This is a genomic window from Hahella sp. HN01 (assembly GCF_018986435.1).
Classification (GTDB): Bacteria; Pseudomonadota; Gammaproteobacteria; order Pseudomonadales; family Oleiphilaceae; genus Hahella.
The window spans coordinates 72,895-87,270 of sequence record NZ_JAHMIN010000025.1 but is presented as its reverse complement, the minus strand read 5'-3'; the positions used below and the strand labels follow the sequence as shown (position 1 = coordinate 87,270).

The following is a 14,376-nucleotide window of genomic DNA, read 5'->3' as shown; positions in this document are numbered from 1 at the left end:
TCAGCGTGAAAATTCTGCGTCGGAGTAGGGCTGTAGCTTTGTGCATACGAAGCGTTTCAGTTCCTCATTGGAACAGCCGTCGTAATACCCCAGCTCCGGCTCGAAATAATACAGGTCATTCAATATGGCGCGTGCGCAGCGCATTCTGACAGGCTGATCCGCGGCTTCCGCCATGCTGATTAGAAGGTCCAGCGCGGCAAGCACCGCAGGATAATAAACGCCCTGATGGTTATTCCCGAGGGTGTTCAATACTGTCTCGCTAACTGCTTTCGAGGCGTTTTGATCATGTAGCTCGATGAGAGCAAGCAATGACGCAATTACTTTGTCCGGCGCATAGAGGTCGGGACCGGAATATAGGAGCCAATCGATATTGCGAAGTATGGCTTCAAGGCTTTTGTCCGCCATGGATGCTTAGCCTTCCTGCGATCCGATAGTGGAGACAAACTTCCCGCTAACCATCGCCGCCAAGTGTAATGCGGTCTCAATACCGGGTTTGGGATGAATCTGCTGCAGCCCGAGGAACAGGCCGTAGGCGATTTGAGCGAGTTCCCCGGCGAGGCGGTCTTCGGCGCCCAGATCCAGATAGCACTGTTTAAGATATTGCTGTCGTTGGTTGTCGATCTTCACCAGGTGTTCAGCGATCTGGACGTCTTTCAACGCCCAGGCGCGGATATGCATTTCCGCTTCGATATTGTGTGCGGCGATGACCTGATCGAGTTTTTTTAGCCGCTCCAGAGGCGCCCCGGCGGCGTCCGCTTGTTTAATGAACTCCATGGTCATGCGCTCGTACCAGTGACTCATCAAGGCGTCGTTGAAGTCCTGGCGATTCTCGAAGTGGTGATAGAAAGAGCCCTTGGTGACCTTCAACGCCTCACACAACGGCATGATCTTCAGGCTGTCAGGGCCTTTGTTCACCAGTTGTTTAAGCGCAAACTCCAACCAATCGGTTTTCGACAACTGCTTGGATTTTGCGGGAAGCGGGGCTCTGACTTTCTTGCTGACCATGATTAGATGCGTCCATCTTTGACCGCGTTATGAATGACTACCCGGGCGATCAGCCAGTGAAAGGGCTTGATCAACGCCATATACAGGCGTCCCGTGAGCGTCTTCAGGTTCACCAGTGTGGAGACCACCACCTGTTCGCCTTGTTTGGAGACGGACAGATAAAACTGCATATGCTTGTCTTCCGTAAAGCTGACGACTTCGCTGGCGTCAGCATGGATAACGTGCATGAACGCCACGGCGTCGCCAACCTGGAGGTCGCGAGGAGGGAAGACGCTGCGGTCATCCGTAAATGTCCGCCCAACCTCAAACCCCAACACGCCGACAATTCTATTGCGCAGCGCCATTAACGCCTGTACCCACAGAGGCATCACCGTGAAAATAGCATTCTGCAATTGTCCGGGCGTCAACGACTTATTGGAGACAGGCGCGGCAAGCGCGTCGCGAAAATAGGGTCGAGCGGCGCGTTGGCCGAGATAGTCATCGGTAGGAATCGGTACAGCGGAAACGCGAAAAAGCTTAAAACCTGACATGACGTCCTCCTGAATTTTTAAAACATACCGTAAGGTATGGTATGGATGATATTGCGAAAAAGCAGTGGCGTAAATAGGGTGACGTAAAGAGGAGAGTGACGGCTGGATAACTTGGGGCGATAAATCAACCATGTCCTGCCTCTATCCACCGTTCGCCCTGAGCCTGTCGAAGGGCCTCCCAAAGAGTTAACGCAAAGACACTGGTCCTTATCCTTATCAACGGATAGTGTTGATGGGAAAGCTGTGCTCCTTTCAAACGCTCTGGAAAGCCCTTCGACAGGCTCAGGGCGAACGGAGTAGAAATAAGGGGCAAGTGAAGTGACTTCGTAACGCTATCGTTTTGCGCCCGTCATTCGTTTCACGTATGAAGTGAAAGAGCGTCTGTACTGGTCATGGATGCAACATTTGGACGATTCCAATATCATCCGCACTTGCTGACGCCAAAATACCCGCTATTGGCGTTCGAAATTTGAGTCTTGTAGTGTGGATTTGTAGGCGAGAAAACGAGGATGGATGTGAAACCTATCAGTGGCTATCAAATATGTGCTTTTCTTTCCGCAGGACTAATGTTGGGTGTCAGTATTGTAATTTTTGCGGTGGCTATACCCGAGCTTCTGCCATCTTCTGTTGCTCTGTTTATGGTCATAGTTTCCGTCTTGCTCACCGTTAGTGTAAGGAGAGCGGGCGCTACAGCTTTTACTCAGAAAATTCTTTTGTTTCTGCACATATTAATCCCGGTCGCGATTCTAATCCTGATTCAGAGTTATTCCCCTCATAGCTTCTTTTGGTTTTGGAGTCCATTGATGGCGCTGTCGGCGTTAGGAGGGTTGCTTCTCTTCCCAAAGCAACCAGGAACTGGCAAAGAGTAAGGCTGAGGCTAGGTATTTGATTATCTGGAGTCATCCAGGAACTGTTTAGTGATGTCAAAAAGATTAAGAAAAAAGAACGTGCTTAGACGAATCAACTCAGCCTTTTCTAATGTAACGCTTGAGGATGGGATTAGTCTGCGTGAAACCGTAGAGATTGACCATTACAGAACCGTCCCTAAGAGTTCAACAGCGAGAGATCAGGATGAAGTGAATGATTGGCGCAAGCTTCTGAGCTCTACGGTTATTCAAGAATTATGTTGGATTGGCGGCATACATTTTTTTGATCCGAAAGGTTTCAGGTTCCATATCCCTGCCTATCTCAGCCTTGCTGTTCGTCAAACGCTGAATGGCGATATTTTTCAAAGCATGATTTCCAGTTTGGTTAATCCGGCGGAATATAGACAAGACGGTTTTGTGGTATTTAATGATGCGCAGCGAAAAGCCATCTTCGAAGCCATTATGTATCTGCATGACTTCGAGCTTTATCCTTTGGATGAGCAGGAGATGGCTGGGGCGAAACGGTACTGGGGATAGTGGCTTGGATACTGGTCAGGCAAGTGACTTTGTAACGCCATCGTCATACCCACGCCTTTGACGTCATCAGTTAAATGTCGCTATCTTAGGCGCTGGACAGAGACGGCCACGCTAGCTTAACTGAGGGCGCTATATGCAAAACAAACATCCCTTCACCCTCCTTGAAAACGGAACTCTGGGTCTGGCCACGCTGGTGTTTGGCGTGATGGCGGGGTTTTTCTGGACTTATACTTTCAATGTGAATCTGGCGATGATGCAGGTGGATGGCGAGACTTATGCGCGGGTGCAGTCGCTGTTTAATCAGAATGTCCGGCATCCCATGTTTTTTGCTTTCTTTTTTGGCGGCGGCCTATTTTCAATCATCGCATTAGCGGCGAATCTTCGACAACGTAAAACTCTGTCGTTCTGGCTTATTATGCTGGCGGCTGCGACCTATATCGGAGGCGTCATCATATTCACCAAACAAGTCAATCTGCCTTTGAATTACTACACTGAATCCTGGAATCCCACCAGCTTGCCTGCCGACTGGATGGAGACCCGAAACAGCTGGAATGACGCCAACGCCATACGGGTGGCGACCTCTTTTCTGCCGTTCCTGTTCTGCATCTGCGCATTGGTGATGAGAACCTTCCAGCAAAGCGCAGTGGCGAAGTCCTCGTAATATCGATCAGCTTGAGGGGTTGCTTGAACAGCCATGTTTATAGATGCATGCGTCTTGGTCTGGTAATTTACTTAATGTTACATAGAATGATGATTTTTTAGAGCTATTACTAATCTTGGAAGAAGAATGAAAAAGTTACTGGTTATCTCTTTGCTGGCGCTGAGCTCGCTTTCACACGCGGAAGAAACGAAAGAAAATACAGTCACGGACGCAACCAAGTCCGTTGTGTCCGGTATCGTCAAATTTGGCAAGGATTTATTGGAAGGCGCGGACGAAGGCGTCGATGAGGGCAGAAAAACAGGGCAAAGCCAGGATGGGGCGATCATCGTTGATAACGGCGCAGATCTGGAGAAGAACCTGAGCGTTGAACTGCTGTCCGTCAACAAAGAAGGAGACAATGGTTCCTATATCGAACTCGGTTTCAAGAATGCCAACGACAACCCCGTACGCATTATCAATCTGAAAGACTCCGAAAACATTATCGCCATTGACGCCGATGGTTATGCCACCAATCTGGCCAGAGCGGGCGATAACCCCATGGACGTGACCATTCCCAGCAAAGCAGGCAGAAAGCAGCGTTTCCACTTCGATATACCGGCGGATTCGGTTAAAGAAGTAAGAATCATGGGTAAAGTGCTTTCACTCTAGGCAGTACATTTAGTCTTTCGAGCTTAGGCGACAACTTCTTTCCCGATTGAAGGCATTCAGCGGATATGAATCCGCTATTCCGACACATGATAATCATGGAAGATTTCTGTGGCCAACTTTCAACTGTGTGATGCCCTTATCCACCGTTCGCCCTGAGCCTGTCGAAGGGCCTCCCAGAGAGTTGACTCAATACCCGAAGGCGACAAACCCCTCACTGCTAATAATTTAAAGCTGCTATGGAAGAAGGTTATTATTTTTGCTACATGGTCTCATTGAGAATCATCGGAGATATTGAGCATTTCGATGAAATCACAAAGGTTGTAGGAGTAAAGCCAACTTACTCACATAAGAAAGGCGATAAACGCTCACCACGAAGTAAGCCGTTTGAACGGGACGTATGGATTTATAAGCCCGAGATTGATGAGCATAAACCACTTGCTGAACACCTGGACTCATTATGGGCGACAGTTAGCGCTAATGTTGAGAACATAAAAGCGCTTAAGGAAAAGCTAAAAGTGGATATTTTTTGCGGTTATCGCTCTGATTGCGATCATGCAGGTTTTGATGTGCCGTATCAGAGTCTCACGATCTTTCAGGCGCTGGAAGTTCCGTTTAGTGTCTCTGTCATTGTGATTCGTCCAGATTGAGGCGAGTCAGTATGCAGACAGACCGTTACTTTTCTCCCTTAGCTCTAGGCTCGCATAACTGCAGAATGACATCATGAATAAAATCGCCCTCATTCCAGTTATCGAAATTCTGTATCCAGCGGAAGTCAAAGAGGCGGAGGGGGCGGCGCCGAATGGTTCCTGGCAGGCGGAACCGGAAGCTTGGGATGCTTATCTGAGGCGGCTTAATCGGCGTATGGGCTTTAGCGATTTGCGCTCGTTTCCCCTTGGTTCACGAAGGTATCCCGTTGCCGTGACGCAGACGGATGTCGCTTTGGCGATTGATCTGCACCTCGGAGATACTCCGTTACAAGAGTCCTGTGGGCTGTTCGGCGGATTGGTTTTGATGGAAGGCTCCACGCCAATATTGATTCCTCAATGCTGCGGCATGCTTGCCGATATAACCTCCTGGGAGGCGCTTACGAGACCCGAGGCGTTTGCGGAGCCTTTTTGTCTGGAAGGGCATCCCTGTCCCCAGGCGATGTCGGATTCTGTCGAGGTGGAGATTCAATGTGTTGAGGATAGGGAGCCCTTCGAAATGCCCGCGCCCCTGAGTTGCAGAGTTTCCCGACAGTCTCTCTGCGACGCGCTGGAAGAGGCGAAGCGAGTTCTCAACAGCTTTGCCGCCAAGGTGGAAATTTGGGGACGCGAAAGGGGTTATCCCGAGGCGGCGGATGTATTAGTCTACGAAAAATGACTATGCAGTCTATGTGTTCGATAGCGCGTTGACGTGAAGGAAGTAACAGAACCTCCCTGGTGAGGCGTGGTCAGCGTGGCGGTTTTTCCCTCAAATATAACAAGGAGTTCCCATGAGCCTTAACGTTAAGCAAAGCAGTAATCCCAAGGTCGATAGTTTTCTGGATAGAACCGAACGCTGGAGCGATGAGTTGGCTTTGCTGCGGCGCATGGCCCTCGATTGTGAGCTGGTGGAAGAGTTGAAATGGGGGAAACCCTGCTATACCTCGCAGCAAAACAACATCGTCATTCTGCAGGGGTTCAAGGATTTCTGCGCCATACTGTTCCCCAAAGGCGCCTTACTGAAAGACCCCAGGTCCGTGCTGGAGAAACCGGGCGAAAATACCCAAAGCGCGCGCCGGATTCCCTTTACCAAAGCCGAGGACATCGCCGATATGGAGGCCGTGATCAAGGCGTATATCCACGAGGCGGTGGAAGTGGAGAACGCGGGCCTGAAAGTGGATTTCAAGACCATGGAAGACTACGTCATTCCCGAAGAGCTGCAGGCAAAACTGGATGAAATCCCCGCCTTTAAAGAGGCTTTCAATGCCCTGACGCCAGGACGGCAGCGAGGCTACCTCCTGCATTTTTCCGAACCCAAACAATCCAAAACCCGCGCCTCACGAGTCGCCAGGCACATGCAGCAGATTATGGACGGCAAAGGACTTAATGACCGCTAAGTCGTGAATGCATTGAATCGGCCGTCGCGTATTTCTGAATACTGCGGCGGCTAATGCTGTACCTTTAGAAATCCCCCCACAAATTCAATAGAGTAAAGCGCAAAAGACTGTGCTATTTAGCTCACGTCTACAGTTAGTTGAAGTGTGATAGGAGTAATAGTTCATGGCGCAGATATTTGAAACGGAAAGGCTGATTCTCAGACCCCGGGGACTGCAGGATGTTGAGGCCTGTATCGCCATGGATAAAGACCCGGAAGTCACTCGCTATATCCCGGGCGTTTATGACGGATCGAAAGCGCACGTAGACTTCCTTCTCTCGCGCATCAATGGCGACTTTGGCGAGCGCTGCGGTTATTGGTCAATCTTCGCCAAAGACAACCCTGATGAACTGCTGGGCTGGGTTTCCTACATCCCTCTCGACGCCGTTGGCCCTGAGCTGGAGATGGGCTGGCGTCTTGTGCGCAGAGCCTGGGGCAAAGGCTACGCAACCGAAGCAGCGATCAGGCTCGCTCAATACGCATTCGAAGACCCCGAACTGGACATGCTGACCGCAACCGCCCATATCGAAAACCAGGGTTCCATCAATGTGATGGAGAAACTGGGCTTTAAGTATATCCGCGACAGCGAATTTGAAGGCGTGGCCTGCAAATACTTCGAGCTGACAAAAGAGGAATTTTTGCGGCGTTGGGGATAAGCGCGTTCACTAAAAATCGTCGTTATTTCCCCATGGCTCCGGCTATACTGCTGAACTGAGTTTGCGCAGCTTCCCCAGCCTGGATGGGTTTCCTCTTTGTCGGCAAGTTGGGAGTGAATGGGCGCGTCGTTCAACACCTGTTTTGCAGTAAATGCTGTCTGTGGGTTCTATGAATATCGAACAAGCCTTGAACGCCTTCTACATAGAAAGCGGTTTTGAACTCGAAACCGGTAAACGGCCGGCTTTTGTTGAAGTTTTCGTAGGCTGTCTGCTGGTTCCTTTGCCGAACGTAGAGACGCGCCGCAAGTACATCAAGTACCACGATCTGCATCATGTGATTACCGGCTATGGCGCCTCGCAAGTCGGCGAAGGCGAGGTCAGCGCCTGGGAGTTAGGGACGGGCAGCATGCTGCATCCCATTCTGATGTTCATGAACCTGATCGCTATTTCCACCGCCTTGGCGGTCAGCCCGCGACGAGTGTTCAAGGCGTATCTGCTGGGCTGCAAAAGCCGCAATCTGTATTGCCCCAAAGTGCGTCGCCGTATTGATAACGGCGAGCTGAACGACATCGCGCAACTGCGCAGTGAGTTTGTTAACTGCCGCTGCAGCGACGGCTGGATTGCGTTGAAGATGATCCCCTTTGTCCTGTATGCGCTACTCTCTATTATCATTCACCTGATCCTCGTGATCCCCGCTTTGCTATACAAAAAAGTCTGGGGCAAACTTTTCAGCGCCAGACTGGTGAAGCTGGTGAAAGTGCGCAGCTAGATTGCCGCCCGGTTCCTCGCGACACAGAGAAGAATAACAATGGAAGACCTCAACTTTACTTATATTGTCAAAGACAACGAAGTCACTATCTATCATCACGGCAGGAAAGCCACGACCCTGCGTGGCGACAAAGCCCGCCAATTCGCCGAAGAGGCGGACAGCGCCTCATTCGGAGACATGCAACAACTGATGGCCAGACTCACCGGAAACTACAAACGCGGCAATGAGAAACACGCGAAGAAAATTCGGCGGGAAAAGTATGGTTATTAAACTGGCGCTAAACGGTTTCTGAAAAAAGGTAGATAAATGTCCGGTAAAAAAGACAGCAGTGGTGAAAGAGAGCGTTGTCCCTTTCATGGTCGCGGCCGACGTTTGTCTCGGGACAATATTTCCGAGATTCGACGGACGATCGATATCGCCAACTCGCAAGCCCGCAGAAAAGGCAAGACGCCTCAGAAGCCAAAGATTGTTATGTTTAGCTGCGCCTGTAATTGTTTCAGTGTTGATGTGACATAGCGGTTGCTGGAGGCATTCAGTAACACCCCTGTAAAAGACGATTTGAGTCAGGAATTATAAGGCTGACGGAAGAACATATGCTTGATATTGATATCTACAGACATAATGAAAAGCGTTGGAGCGACCTCGCATACGCGGAAGGGGCTTCTGCGGAAGGAGATTCTTACGACCTTAATGAGAAGCCAAGATACGCAGCCATGCTGGCGCTTCAATATGATCTTAAGAGTAGCGATGAGACGCTGGTTCGGTTTCTTTTCGAGCAAGAGATACTTGCGCGTGAGAATGATGATTATCAAGGAATAGGGGAAGCGCTGCCCTTGGGAGCCTATTTACTGGCCAGCTTCAAACGACCCGGCGACATTCCGCTTTTTTATGACGCTAAATTCGCTAACTTCGATACGGCTTGTGGATTCGATAGAGAATACATGTATGTGGCGCTTGGAGAAAATACAGAAAGTTATGTGCTTGAGCACTACCCTGACTTGCACGAAGAAATTATAGATTTCTTCGATAAAGGCAGAATGGAGAGCTGGTGGAACAGACAGGTGCTGGACCACCCTCAAAAACAATCTGATGAGCACCTGATGACACTGTTTCGTCGCAGTCTCTATTTTGAAGATCTCGCCGCCGCCAGAGAGTTTATCGATGAATGGCGTCGCGCAGAGCCGGAATCCTCATCAAAAGAAAGTACATTGAAATACGCGTACAAAGCGATCGCAGAATGCGAAAGCGCGACGTTTCACTCTCAGAATAACGGGGATGAGGACTGAAAGTTTCCCCTGACACCCATAGCTCAACGCAGGAAACCATTCCCTTACCATCTCTTCCAAGAGTCGCCGGTGGTACATGATGCTTGGCGTGGGACAGCGCCCGCTGTACGCGGCCTTCTCAAGGCATGTTTTAAGCGACGCTCTCAGTAATGGGCTTTTTGAATCTCTGCTAAATTATATGGGGATACACTACACGGGCTTAGTTTGTTATTTGGTGAAGGGAGGCTGGCAGAGTGGAAGACATTTACGAAGGTATTGATCAGGCTCAAAAGGCATTGCAAACAGATCATGCATGGAATGCTGAAGCCCTCGCCCTGGTGCAGGGGATCGAGGGTGTAATCAGAAGAAAGCTGCCATCAGAAATCGTTGCTTTGCTAATAAATGCTGATGGCTTGCCCGAAGACTCTGCATTGCTGTTTATGGGATACGATCCTATTCCCGTGAAAGCAATTTCTGACATGTATAAAAATCCTCAGACTAAACATGGCTGCCAGTTCTTAGCCAATTACGAGTTTAATAAGGAGTGGATCTTAGAGGAGGGAAGTGAGTTGTCGCTACTCAATGATCTCGAAGGAGAGGTGGATGATGAGGTCTTGGTGGACGACCTAAAGCGGCTTTTGCCTCTATTTGATGGGGATGGCTATTACATGGCGTTATTCTTCAAAGACAATCAGGAAACAGAGATCGTTATTGTGACGGAGGACTACGGCGTTAGCTCTTTCGCGCCGAGCCTCAGCGAGCACCTCAGTAACTTGAAATCAGGCTTGCAAAAAGGGGTTTTTAATTGCGAGTTGGATGATGAAGGGGGATTTGAAATAGAACTGCCAGAGTTCTGGAGCGAAAGAGTCGAGGCTGTCAGCTAGCCCTCCATGCCAGGCCTCACCCCCCCAAGATTAATGGAGATGAGGCCTGCAAACTAACCCCCCGTCACCCATAACTCAACGCAGAAAACAATTCCCTTCCCATGTCTTCCGATGGGCGGCGGCCGTGCATCATGCGTTTGTTGTTGAGGACGGCGATGTCGCCGTCGCGCCAGGGGATGTCGCGGGTGTGGAGGTCGTACAGGGATTTGAGTTCTCCCATCAGCCAGTGGGGGATGGGGGAGCCGTCTTCCATGGTGACGGTCTGGCCGGGGTAGGGGCCGGTGAGGCTGTTGGCCAGGGCGCGGTGGCCGCCGGGCAGTTGGTTGTAGACGTAGGTGGAGTAGCTGAAGTCGAGCTGGTTGTCTGCGTTAAGCTCGATTCGCACCCCTTCAAGGCCGTTGAATAATTTTTCCAGATGATCGCGGTTGATCTCCTCCACGGGAATGTCCTCGTCGATCATGAAAGCCACGAACACTTTCCAGAACATTTCCGGGAACAGGCGGTGATAGATAAAGCGGACGTTCTCGATGAAGGTGCGGCTGGTCTCGCTCAGGGAGCGCCAGATCTCCAGGCCGTCGCAATAGGTGGTCTGGCCGCGGTCGCCGGCGGCGCGGCGGCAGTAGAACCAGATGTAGTCCGGGGTGAATGGGCTGTTGCTGTGTTCGCTGTGCAGCTCGATGCCCGGCGTTCCCGACAGCACGCGCTGCACGCGGCGGTCGTAGGATTGCCGGGTGGGATCGAGTATCAGGCGTGAGCTGAACTTCTCCACGAAGTCGCCGAAACGCTCCGGCGTCGCTTCATAGCCGCGAAACAGCGCCACGCCTTTCTGCTCCATGGCGAAGTGAAAGTCGTCGGCGCTGACGCTGTCGAGCGTATCTCCTTCCTGCGCCTGCACCAGATAGCCGGTGAAGGCGAGCTGGCGCTCCGGCGCTTTGCGCGGGGCGGTAGGAATGCGGTGAGTGATGGGTGAGGTTGTGGTCATGCTGTCTGCTCCTTCCGTTCCGTCGTCATGGGAGTAAAGGATTCCGCCTGCTGCAGATGCACCAGCAGACGCGTGGCTAAGGTTTCAACATTGGGCGGTTGCACCATGGTCTGGTGCCGACCCGGAACGTACTCCACCTCCACGCCCCGTTGCGCCCACTTGGACCAGCCCAGACTGGGATCGTCCGGGCATACGGACTTCGCCAACTGTTCCTCCCCGAGAGGACGGAACAGGGTGATCTTGCCGTTGTAAGGCTGCGGTTGATAAGACTCCACCGCGTGATAGTTCAACTTACTGACCTGCAGAATGCGGCGCGCCTGCTCCAGGCTGAACCCCTGGGGCAGGGCCTGGGCTTCCCGGGTGGCTTGAATGGCCACCTGCAACTGATCTTCCGTGGACAGGCCGCGCAACGTATCCGGGTCCACATCCGCAATGCCGCCAAGCAGCGAACTGATGATCTCCGCATCGTCATGGGCTTCGAATCCGCCATCGAACACGTCCGGCGAGTAAGAGTCCAGCAGACCCAGGAAGGCGATTTCCCGGCCCCGCGCCTGCAACACGCGGGCGACCTCGAACACCGCCACGCCGCCGAATGACCATCCCGCCAGATAAAACGGACCGGTGGGCTGACGCTCACATAGCGCGTCGGCATAGTAGGCCGCCATCTCCGGGATGTTGTCGAAGGAGAGCTGCTCCGGCTCGATGCCTCGGGCCTGCACGCCGATGAACGGGCGTTCTTCGCCCAGACTGGCGGCCAGATGGTAGTAACAAAGCACCGTGGCGCCGGTAGGGTGTACGCAGAACAACGGCGGATGTTCGCCACGGGCGGTCAGCGTCACCAGGGGCGACCAGTCTTCAGGATGGGCTTTGCGTGCGCTGCGCACCTGTTCCGCCAGCTTCTCCACGGATGGATGCTGGAACAGAGTGGTCAGGGGCAGGGCGACATGAAACTCTTGCTGAATCGCGCTCATCAAGCGCACCGCCAACAGGGAGAAACCACCCAGGGCGAAAAAGTTGTCCGTCACGCCCACCGGGCTGCGCTCCAGCAAACGTTCCCAGATGCGCGCCACGCCTAACTCCACGTCGTCGCGAGGCGCGACGAATTCGTTTTGCGACGCGGCGGCGTGCATCCCCTCCAGGGCGGCGTAATCTGTCTTGCCGGAGGGCGTCAACGGCAGCGCGTCCAGCGGAACCAGCAGGTCAGGCAGCATATAAGGGGGCAGGCGCTCACGCAGATAGGCCAGAATGGCTTCCGTCTGCAACTCGCCTTTTTTGGCCGTGCGCGCCAGCACCACGTAGGCCAGCAGACGGCGATCCGCCTCTTCACCCTGGGCGACGACAGCCGCTTGCTGAATCTCCTCTCGGCTCAGCAACTGGGTTTCCAGTTCGCCGGCTTCGATACGGAAACCGCGCACTTTAAACTGGCGATCCGTCCTGCCGAGCAAATCCAATGCGCCGTCCGGACGCCAGCGCGCGCGGTCGCCGCTGCGGTAATAGCGCCTTGGCGCGGATAAACCGGGCAGCGCCAGCTCCACGAAACGGGCGTCGTTCAGATCTGGTCGGTTATAGTAGCCCAGGGCCAGGCCGACGCCGGAGATCAGCAGCTCGCCGGGCACGCCCACAGGGCAGGGACGGTCCAGAGCGTCGACCACATGACACTGCATATTCTGAATCGGCTGCCCCACATCCGGCGGCAGGCCGCTGTACACCACTTCGCCGAGGGTGGCGCAGACCGTCGCTTCTGTGGGACCGTAGGCGTTGATCATCAGACGCCCCTTGCTCCATTTCGGAACCAGATCCGCGGGACAGGGCTCCCCCGCCACCACCAGGGTTTGCAGGCCGGGAACGGCGTCTTCCGGCAACAGCGCCAGAGACGACGGCGTCAGGGTAATGTGGGTGATCTCAAACTCTTGCAGCGCCTGAGCCAGATCCGGTCCGGGCATGATGCGGTCGCGGGGCGCCAGCACCAGACGGGCTCCGGCGCACAGAGCGGTGAAAATTTCCGACACTGCGGCGTCGAAACTGAATGACGCCACCTGCAATACCCGGCTGTCGCTGCGTAATCTGAACGCCTTGATATGCGCCTCCAGCATGTTGATCAAGCCGCTGTGATGCAGCAAAGCGCCTTTGGGCGCGCCGGTGGAGCCGGAGGTATAGATCATGTAAGCGGCGGCGTCTGCCGCGGGCGCATAGTCCAGAGGCCGCGGCGACTGTTGGCGCCAGGAGGTGATGTCGTCGAGATAAATGACGGAGCCGCCGCGGTCCTCCAGCACCTCAATGAAGGGCGCATCCACCTCCGGGCTTTCCACCAGGAACAGGCGGCAGCCGGAGTCCTCCGCCATATAGCGCAGGCGCTCCGCCGGGTAATCCGGGTCCAGGGGCAGAAAGGCGCCGCCGGCCTTCAGCGCCGCCAGCAGCGCGATCACCATATCGCAGCCCGGGCGGCAGCAGACGCCGACCAGACCGCCTTTTTCCAGGCCGGAGACCTGCAGCTCTCGCGCCAGCTGATTGGATTGTTCGTCCAGCATGCGGTAGCACAACTGCACGCCCGGCGTTTGCAGCGCAATATGCCCACCGTAACGGGACACCACTTCGCGGAACTGGGTCAGCACATTGGCGTTGGCGGGCGTCGTCTGTTCAGTCAGATTGAAACTGGCCAGCAGACTCCAGTCGCGAGTGGTGAGCATGTCCAGTTGTTTCACCGGTAAATCCGGCTGCTCCAGCGCCATGGTCAACACTTGCTGCAGGTGCTCGGCGAACAGTTCGATGCGATGCAGATGAAAGCGCGACTCGTTGTAGGCGATGGAGAAACTGAGGCTGCCGGCCCGCTGCAGCAGACTCACCGTCACATCATTGTTGAGATTGGCGGGCAGCTCGCCGTGCAGGGCGTCGTAATGGGCCGCCACGTCGAACAGCGGGCAGTGGTGACGCCAGGACAGACCGAAGTCCTCCGCCATTTCCCGCCACTGATAATGCTGATGCTGATACGCGTCCAGCAGCTGCGAGCGGGTTTGCAGCAACAGCGTCTTGAACGACGCTTCAGGGTCAATGCTGTTGATGATGGGCAGAGCGTTGATAAAACCCGGCTCGGCGCCGTTCTCCTCTCGTCGCGCCGGCGAGCCGGTGACCAGGGTTTCCACGCCGCTGGCGTCGCCGTCGGCGCAGAAGGCCTGATTGTAGCGCTGCAGACATAACTGCACGCCGGCGGTGACGATCGTGTAAATAAGAAAGTGTCCGCCCTTGCTGACCTTCATGATGAGGTCGTAAAGGTGGCTGTCCAGCGCCAGACCGTATATCTGATAAGACTTGGGACCTTTATGGGGGAGGTCGTAATCTCGCGGCAGGTTGCTGGGGCTGATGGCCTTGGTCAGGGATTTGCGCCAGTAGTCCCTTGCCGCGAGTGAGTTTGCGTCAAGCAGAAAACCGCTTTCTTGTTGCGCCATGGTCTTTCCTTA

The 14,376-nt window shown here is 53.7% G+C and carries 16 protein-coding genes; 11 read left to right on the top strand and 5 right to left on the bottom strand.

Translation table 11 applies throughout. From position 1 onward, the window contains the following. Genes KP814_RS21755 through KP814_RS21745 form a run of 3 tightly spaced genes read right to left on the bottom strand, consistent with a single transcriptional unit; the run spans nt 1 to nt 1,535 of the window. Nucleotides 1-405, bottom strand: a complete 405-nt coding sequence (locus KP814_RS21755) for a hypothetical protein (protein ID WP_216738747.1) — start codon at nt 403-405, stop codon at nt 1-3. 6 nt (nt 406-411) lie between these two features. Beyond that, on the bottom strand, nt 412-1,005 hold the full coding sequence (locus tag KP814_RS21750; RefSeq protein ID WP_216738746.1) for a TetR/AcrR family transcriptional regulator: 594 nt from the start codon (nt 1,003-1,005) through the stop codon (nt 412-414). Between the two features lie 2 nt (nt 1,006-1,007). Further along, nucleotides 1,008-1,535: a DUF2867 domain-containing protein gene (locus KP814_RS21745; RefSeq protein ID WP_216738745.1), complete on the bottom strand. Its 528-nt coding sequence runs from the start codon at nt 1,533-1,535 to the stop codon at nt 1,008-1,010. A gap of 920 nt (nt 1,536-2,455) precedes the next feature. Here KP814_RS21745 and KP814_RS21740 point away from each other — a divergent pair. The 11 genes from KP814_RS21740 (at nt 2,456) to KP814_RS21690 (ending at nt 9,939) form a co-directional block, all read left to right on the top strand. After that, nucleotides 2,456-2,938 (top strand): DUF6714 family protein, encoded by a 483-nt coding sequence (locus KP814_RS21740; RefSeq protein ID WP_216738744.1) that lies wholly within the window; start codon nt 2,456-2,458, stop codon nt 2,936-2,938. Between the two features lie 133 nt (nt 2,939-3,071). Continuing rightward, nucleotides 3,072-3,599 carry a DUF1772 domain-containing protein gene (locus KP814_RS21735; RefSeq protein WP_216738743.1) on the top strand — a complete coding sequence of 176 codons (528 nt, stop codon included), beginning with the start codon at nt 3,072-3,074 and terminating at the stop codon, nt 3,597-3,599. A gap of 126 nt (nt 3,600-3,725) precedes the next feature. After that, nucleotides 3,726-4,247, top strand: coding sequence for a hypothetical protein (locus KP814_RS21730; RefSeq protein ID WP_216738742.1), 522 nt, complete (start codon nt 3,726-3,728; stop codon nt 4,245-4,247). Between the two features lie 236 nt (nt 4,248-4,483). Continuing rightward, a complete protein-coding gene (locus KP814_RS21725; protein ID WP_216738741.1) occupies nt 4,484-4,894 on the top strand; it encodes a DUF4279 domain-containing protein in 411 nt (136 codons plus the stop codon). 73 nt (nt 4,895-4,967) lie between these two features. Continuing rightward, on the top strand, nt 4,968-5,609 hold the full coding sequence (locus tag KP814_RS21720) for a hypothetical protein (protein WP_216738740.1): 642 nt from the start codon (nt 4,968-4,970) through the stop codon (nt 5,607-5,609). A gap of 112 nt (nt 5,610-5,721) precedes the next feature. Next, entirely contained in the window at nt 5,722-6,327 is a 606-nt protein-coding gene (locus KP814_RS21715) for a YdeI family protein (RefSeq protein WP_216738739.1), read from the top strand. A 163-nt stretch (nt 6,328-6,490) separates the two neighbouring features. Next, nucleotides 6,491-7,021, top strand: a complete 531-nt coding sequence (locus tag KP814_RS21710; RefSeq protein WP_216738738.1) for a GNAT family N-acetyltransferase — start codon at nt 6,491-6,493, stop codon at nt 7,019-7,021. Between the two features lie 169 nt (nt 7,022-7,190). Then, nucleotides 7,191-7,790, top strand: coding sequence for a hypothetical protein (locus KP814_RS21705; RefSeq protein WP_216738737.1), 600 nt, complete (start codon nt 7,191-7,193; stop codon nt 7,788-7,790). A gap of 39 nt (nt 7,791-7,829) precedes the next feature. Continuing rightward, a complete protein-coding gene (locus KP814_RS21700) occupies nt 7,830-8,060 on the top strand; it encodes a hypothetical protein (protein ID WP_216738736.1) in 231 nt (76 codons plus the stop codon). Nucleotides 8,061-8,383: 323 nt separating this feature from the next. Further along, on the top strand, nt 8,384-9,076 hold the full coding sequence (locus tag KP814_RS21695; RefSeq protein WP_216738735.1) for a hypothetical protein: 693 nt from the start codon (nt 8,384-8,386) through the stop codon (nt 9,074-9,076). Nucleotides 9,077-9,309: 233 nt separating this feature from the next. Beyond that, complete coding sequence (locus KP814_RS21690; protein ID WP_216738734.1) at nt 9,310-9,939, top strand: hypothetical protein; 630 nt, start codon at nt 9,310-9,312, stop codon at nt 9,937-9,939. Nucleotides 9,940-10,003: 64 nt separating this feature from the next. Here the strand turns inward: KP814_RS21690 and KP814_RS21685 are convergent, their stop codons facing one another. Together KP814_RS21685 and KP814_RS21680 are read right to left on the bottom strand one after the other, a co-directional pair. Beyond that, nucleotides 10,004-10,921, bottom strand: a complete 918-nt coding sequence (locus KP814_RS21685) for a TauD/TfdA family dioxygenase (RefSeq protein WP_216738733.1) — start codon at nt 10,919-10,921, stop codon at nt 10,004-10,006. Beyond that, nucleotides 10,918-14,364 carry a non-ribosomal peptide synthetase gene (locus tag KP814_RS21680; RefSeq protein ID WP_216738732.1) on the bottom strand — a complete coding sequence of 1,149 codons (3,447 nt, stop codon included), beginning with the start codon at nt 14,362-14,364 and terminating at the stop codon, nt 10,918-10,920. Before KP814_RS21680 ends, KP814_RS21685 begins: the two co-directional genes overlap by 4 nt. Nucleotides 14,365-14,376 lie beyond the last annotated feature (12 nt).

What these genes read in the sequence shown, in the direction of transcription:
- KP814_RS21755 (WP_216738747.1), bottom strand. Translation starts at nt 405, where the DNA reads ATGGCGGACAAAAGCCTTGAAGCCATACTTCGCAATATCGATTGGCTC.
- KP814_RS21750 (WP_216738746.1), bottom strand. Translation starts at nt 1,005, where the DNA reads ATGGTCAGCAAGAAAGTCAGAGCCCCGCTTCCCGCAAAATCCAAGCAG.
- KP814_RS21745 (WP_216738745.1), bottom strand. Translation starts at nt 1,535, where the DNA reads ATGTCAGGTTTTAAGCTTTTTCGCGTTTCCGCTGTACCGATTCCTACC.
- KP814_RS21740 (WP_216738744.1), top strand. Translation starts at nt 2,456, where the DNA reads ATGTCAAAAAGATTAAGAAAAAAGAACGTGCTTAGACGAATCAACTCA.
- KP814_RS21735 (WP_216738743.1), top strand. Translation starts at nt 3,072, where the DNA reads ATGCAAAACAAACATCCCTTCACCCTCCTTGAAAACGGAACTCTGGGT.
- KP814_RS21730 (WP_216738742.1), top strand. Translation starts at nt 3,726, where the DNA reads ATGAAAAAGTTACTGGTTATCTCTTTGCTGGCGCTGAGCTCGCTTTCA.
- KP814_RS21725 (WP_216738741.1), top strand. Translation starts at nt 4,484, where the DNA reads ATGGAAGAAGGTTATTATTTTTGCTACATGGTCTCATTGAGAATCATC.
- KP814_RS21720 (WP_216738740.1), top strand. Translation starts at nt 4,968, where the DNA reads ATGAATAAAATCGCCCTCATTCCAGTTATCGAAATTCTGTATCCAGCG.
- KP814_RS21715 (WP_216738739.1), top strand. Translation starts at nt 5,722, where the DNA reads ATGAGCCTTAACGTTAAGCAAAGCAGTAATCCCAAGGTCGATAGTTTT.
- KP814_RS21710 (WP_216738738.1), top strand. Translation starts at nt 6,491, where the DNA reads ATGGCGCAGATATTTGAAACGGAAAGGCTGATTCTCAGACCCCGGGGA.
- KP814_RS21705 (WP_216738737.1), top strand. Translation starts at nt 7,191, where the DNA reads ATGAATATCGAACAAGCCTTGAACGCCTTCTACATAGAAAGCGGTTTT.
- KP814_RS21700 (WP_216738736.1), top strand. Translation starts at nt 7,830, where the DNA reads ATGGAAGACCTCAACTTTACTTATATTGTCAAAGACAACGAAGTCACT.
- KP814_RS21695 (WP_216738735.1), top strand. Translation starts at nt 8,384, where the DNA reads ATGCTTGATATTGATATCTACAGACATAATGAAAAGCGTTGGAGCGAC.
- KP814_RS21685 (WP_216738733.1), bottom strand. Translation starts at nt 10,921, where the DNA reads ATGACCACAACCTCACCCATCACTCACCGCATTCCTACCGCCCCGCGC.
- KP814_RS21680 (WP_216738732.1), bottom strand. Translation starts at nt 14,364, where the DNA reads ATGGCGCAACAAGAAAGCGGTTTTCTGCTTGACGCAAACTCACTCGCG.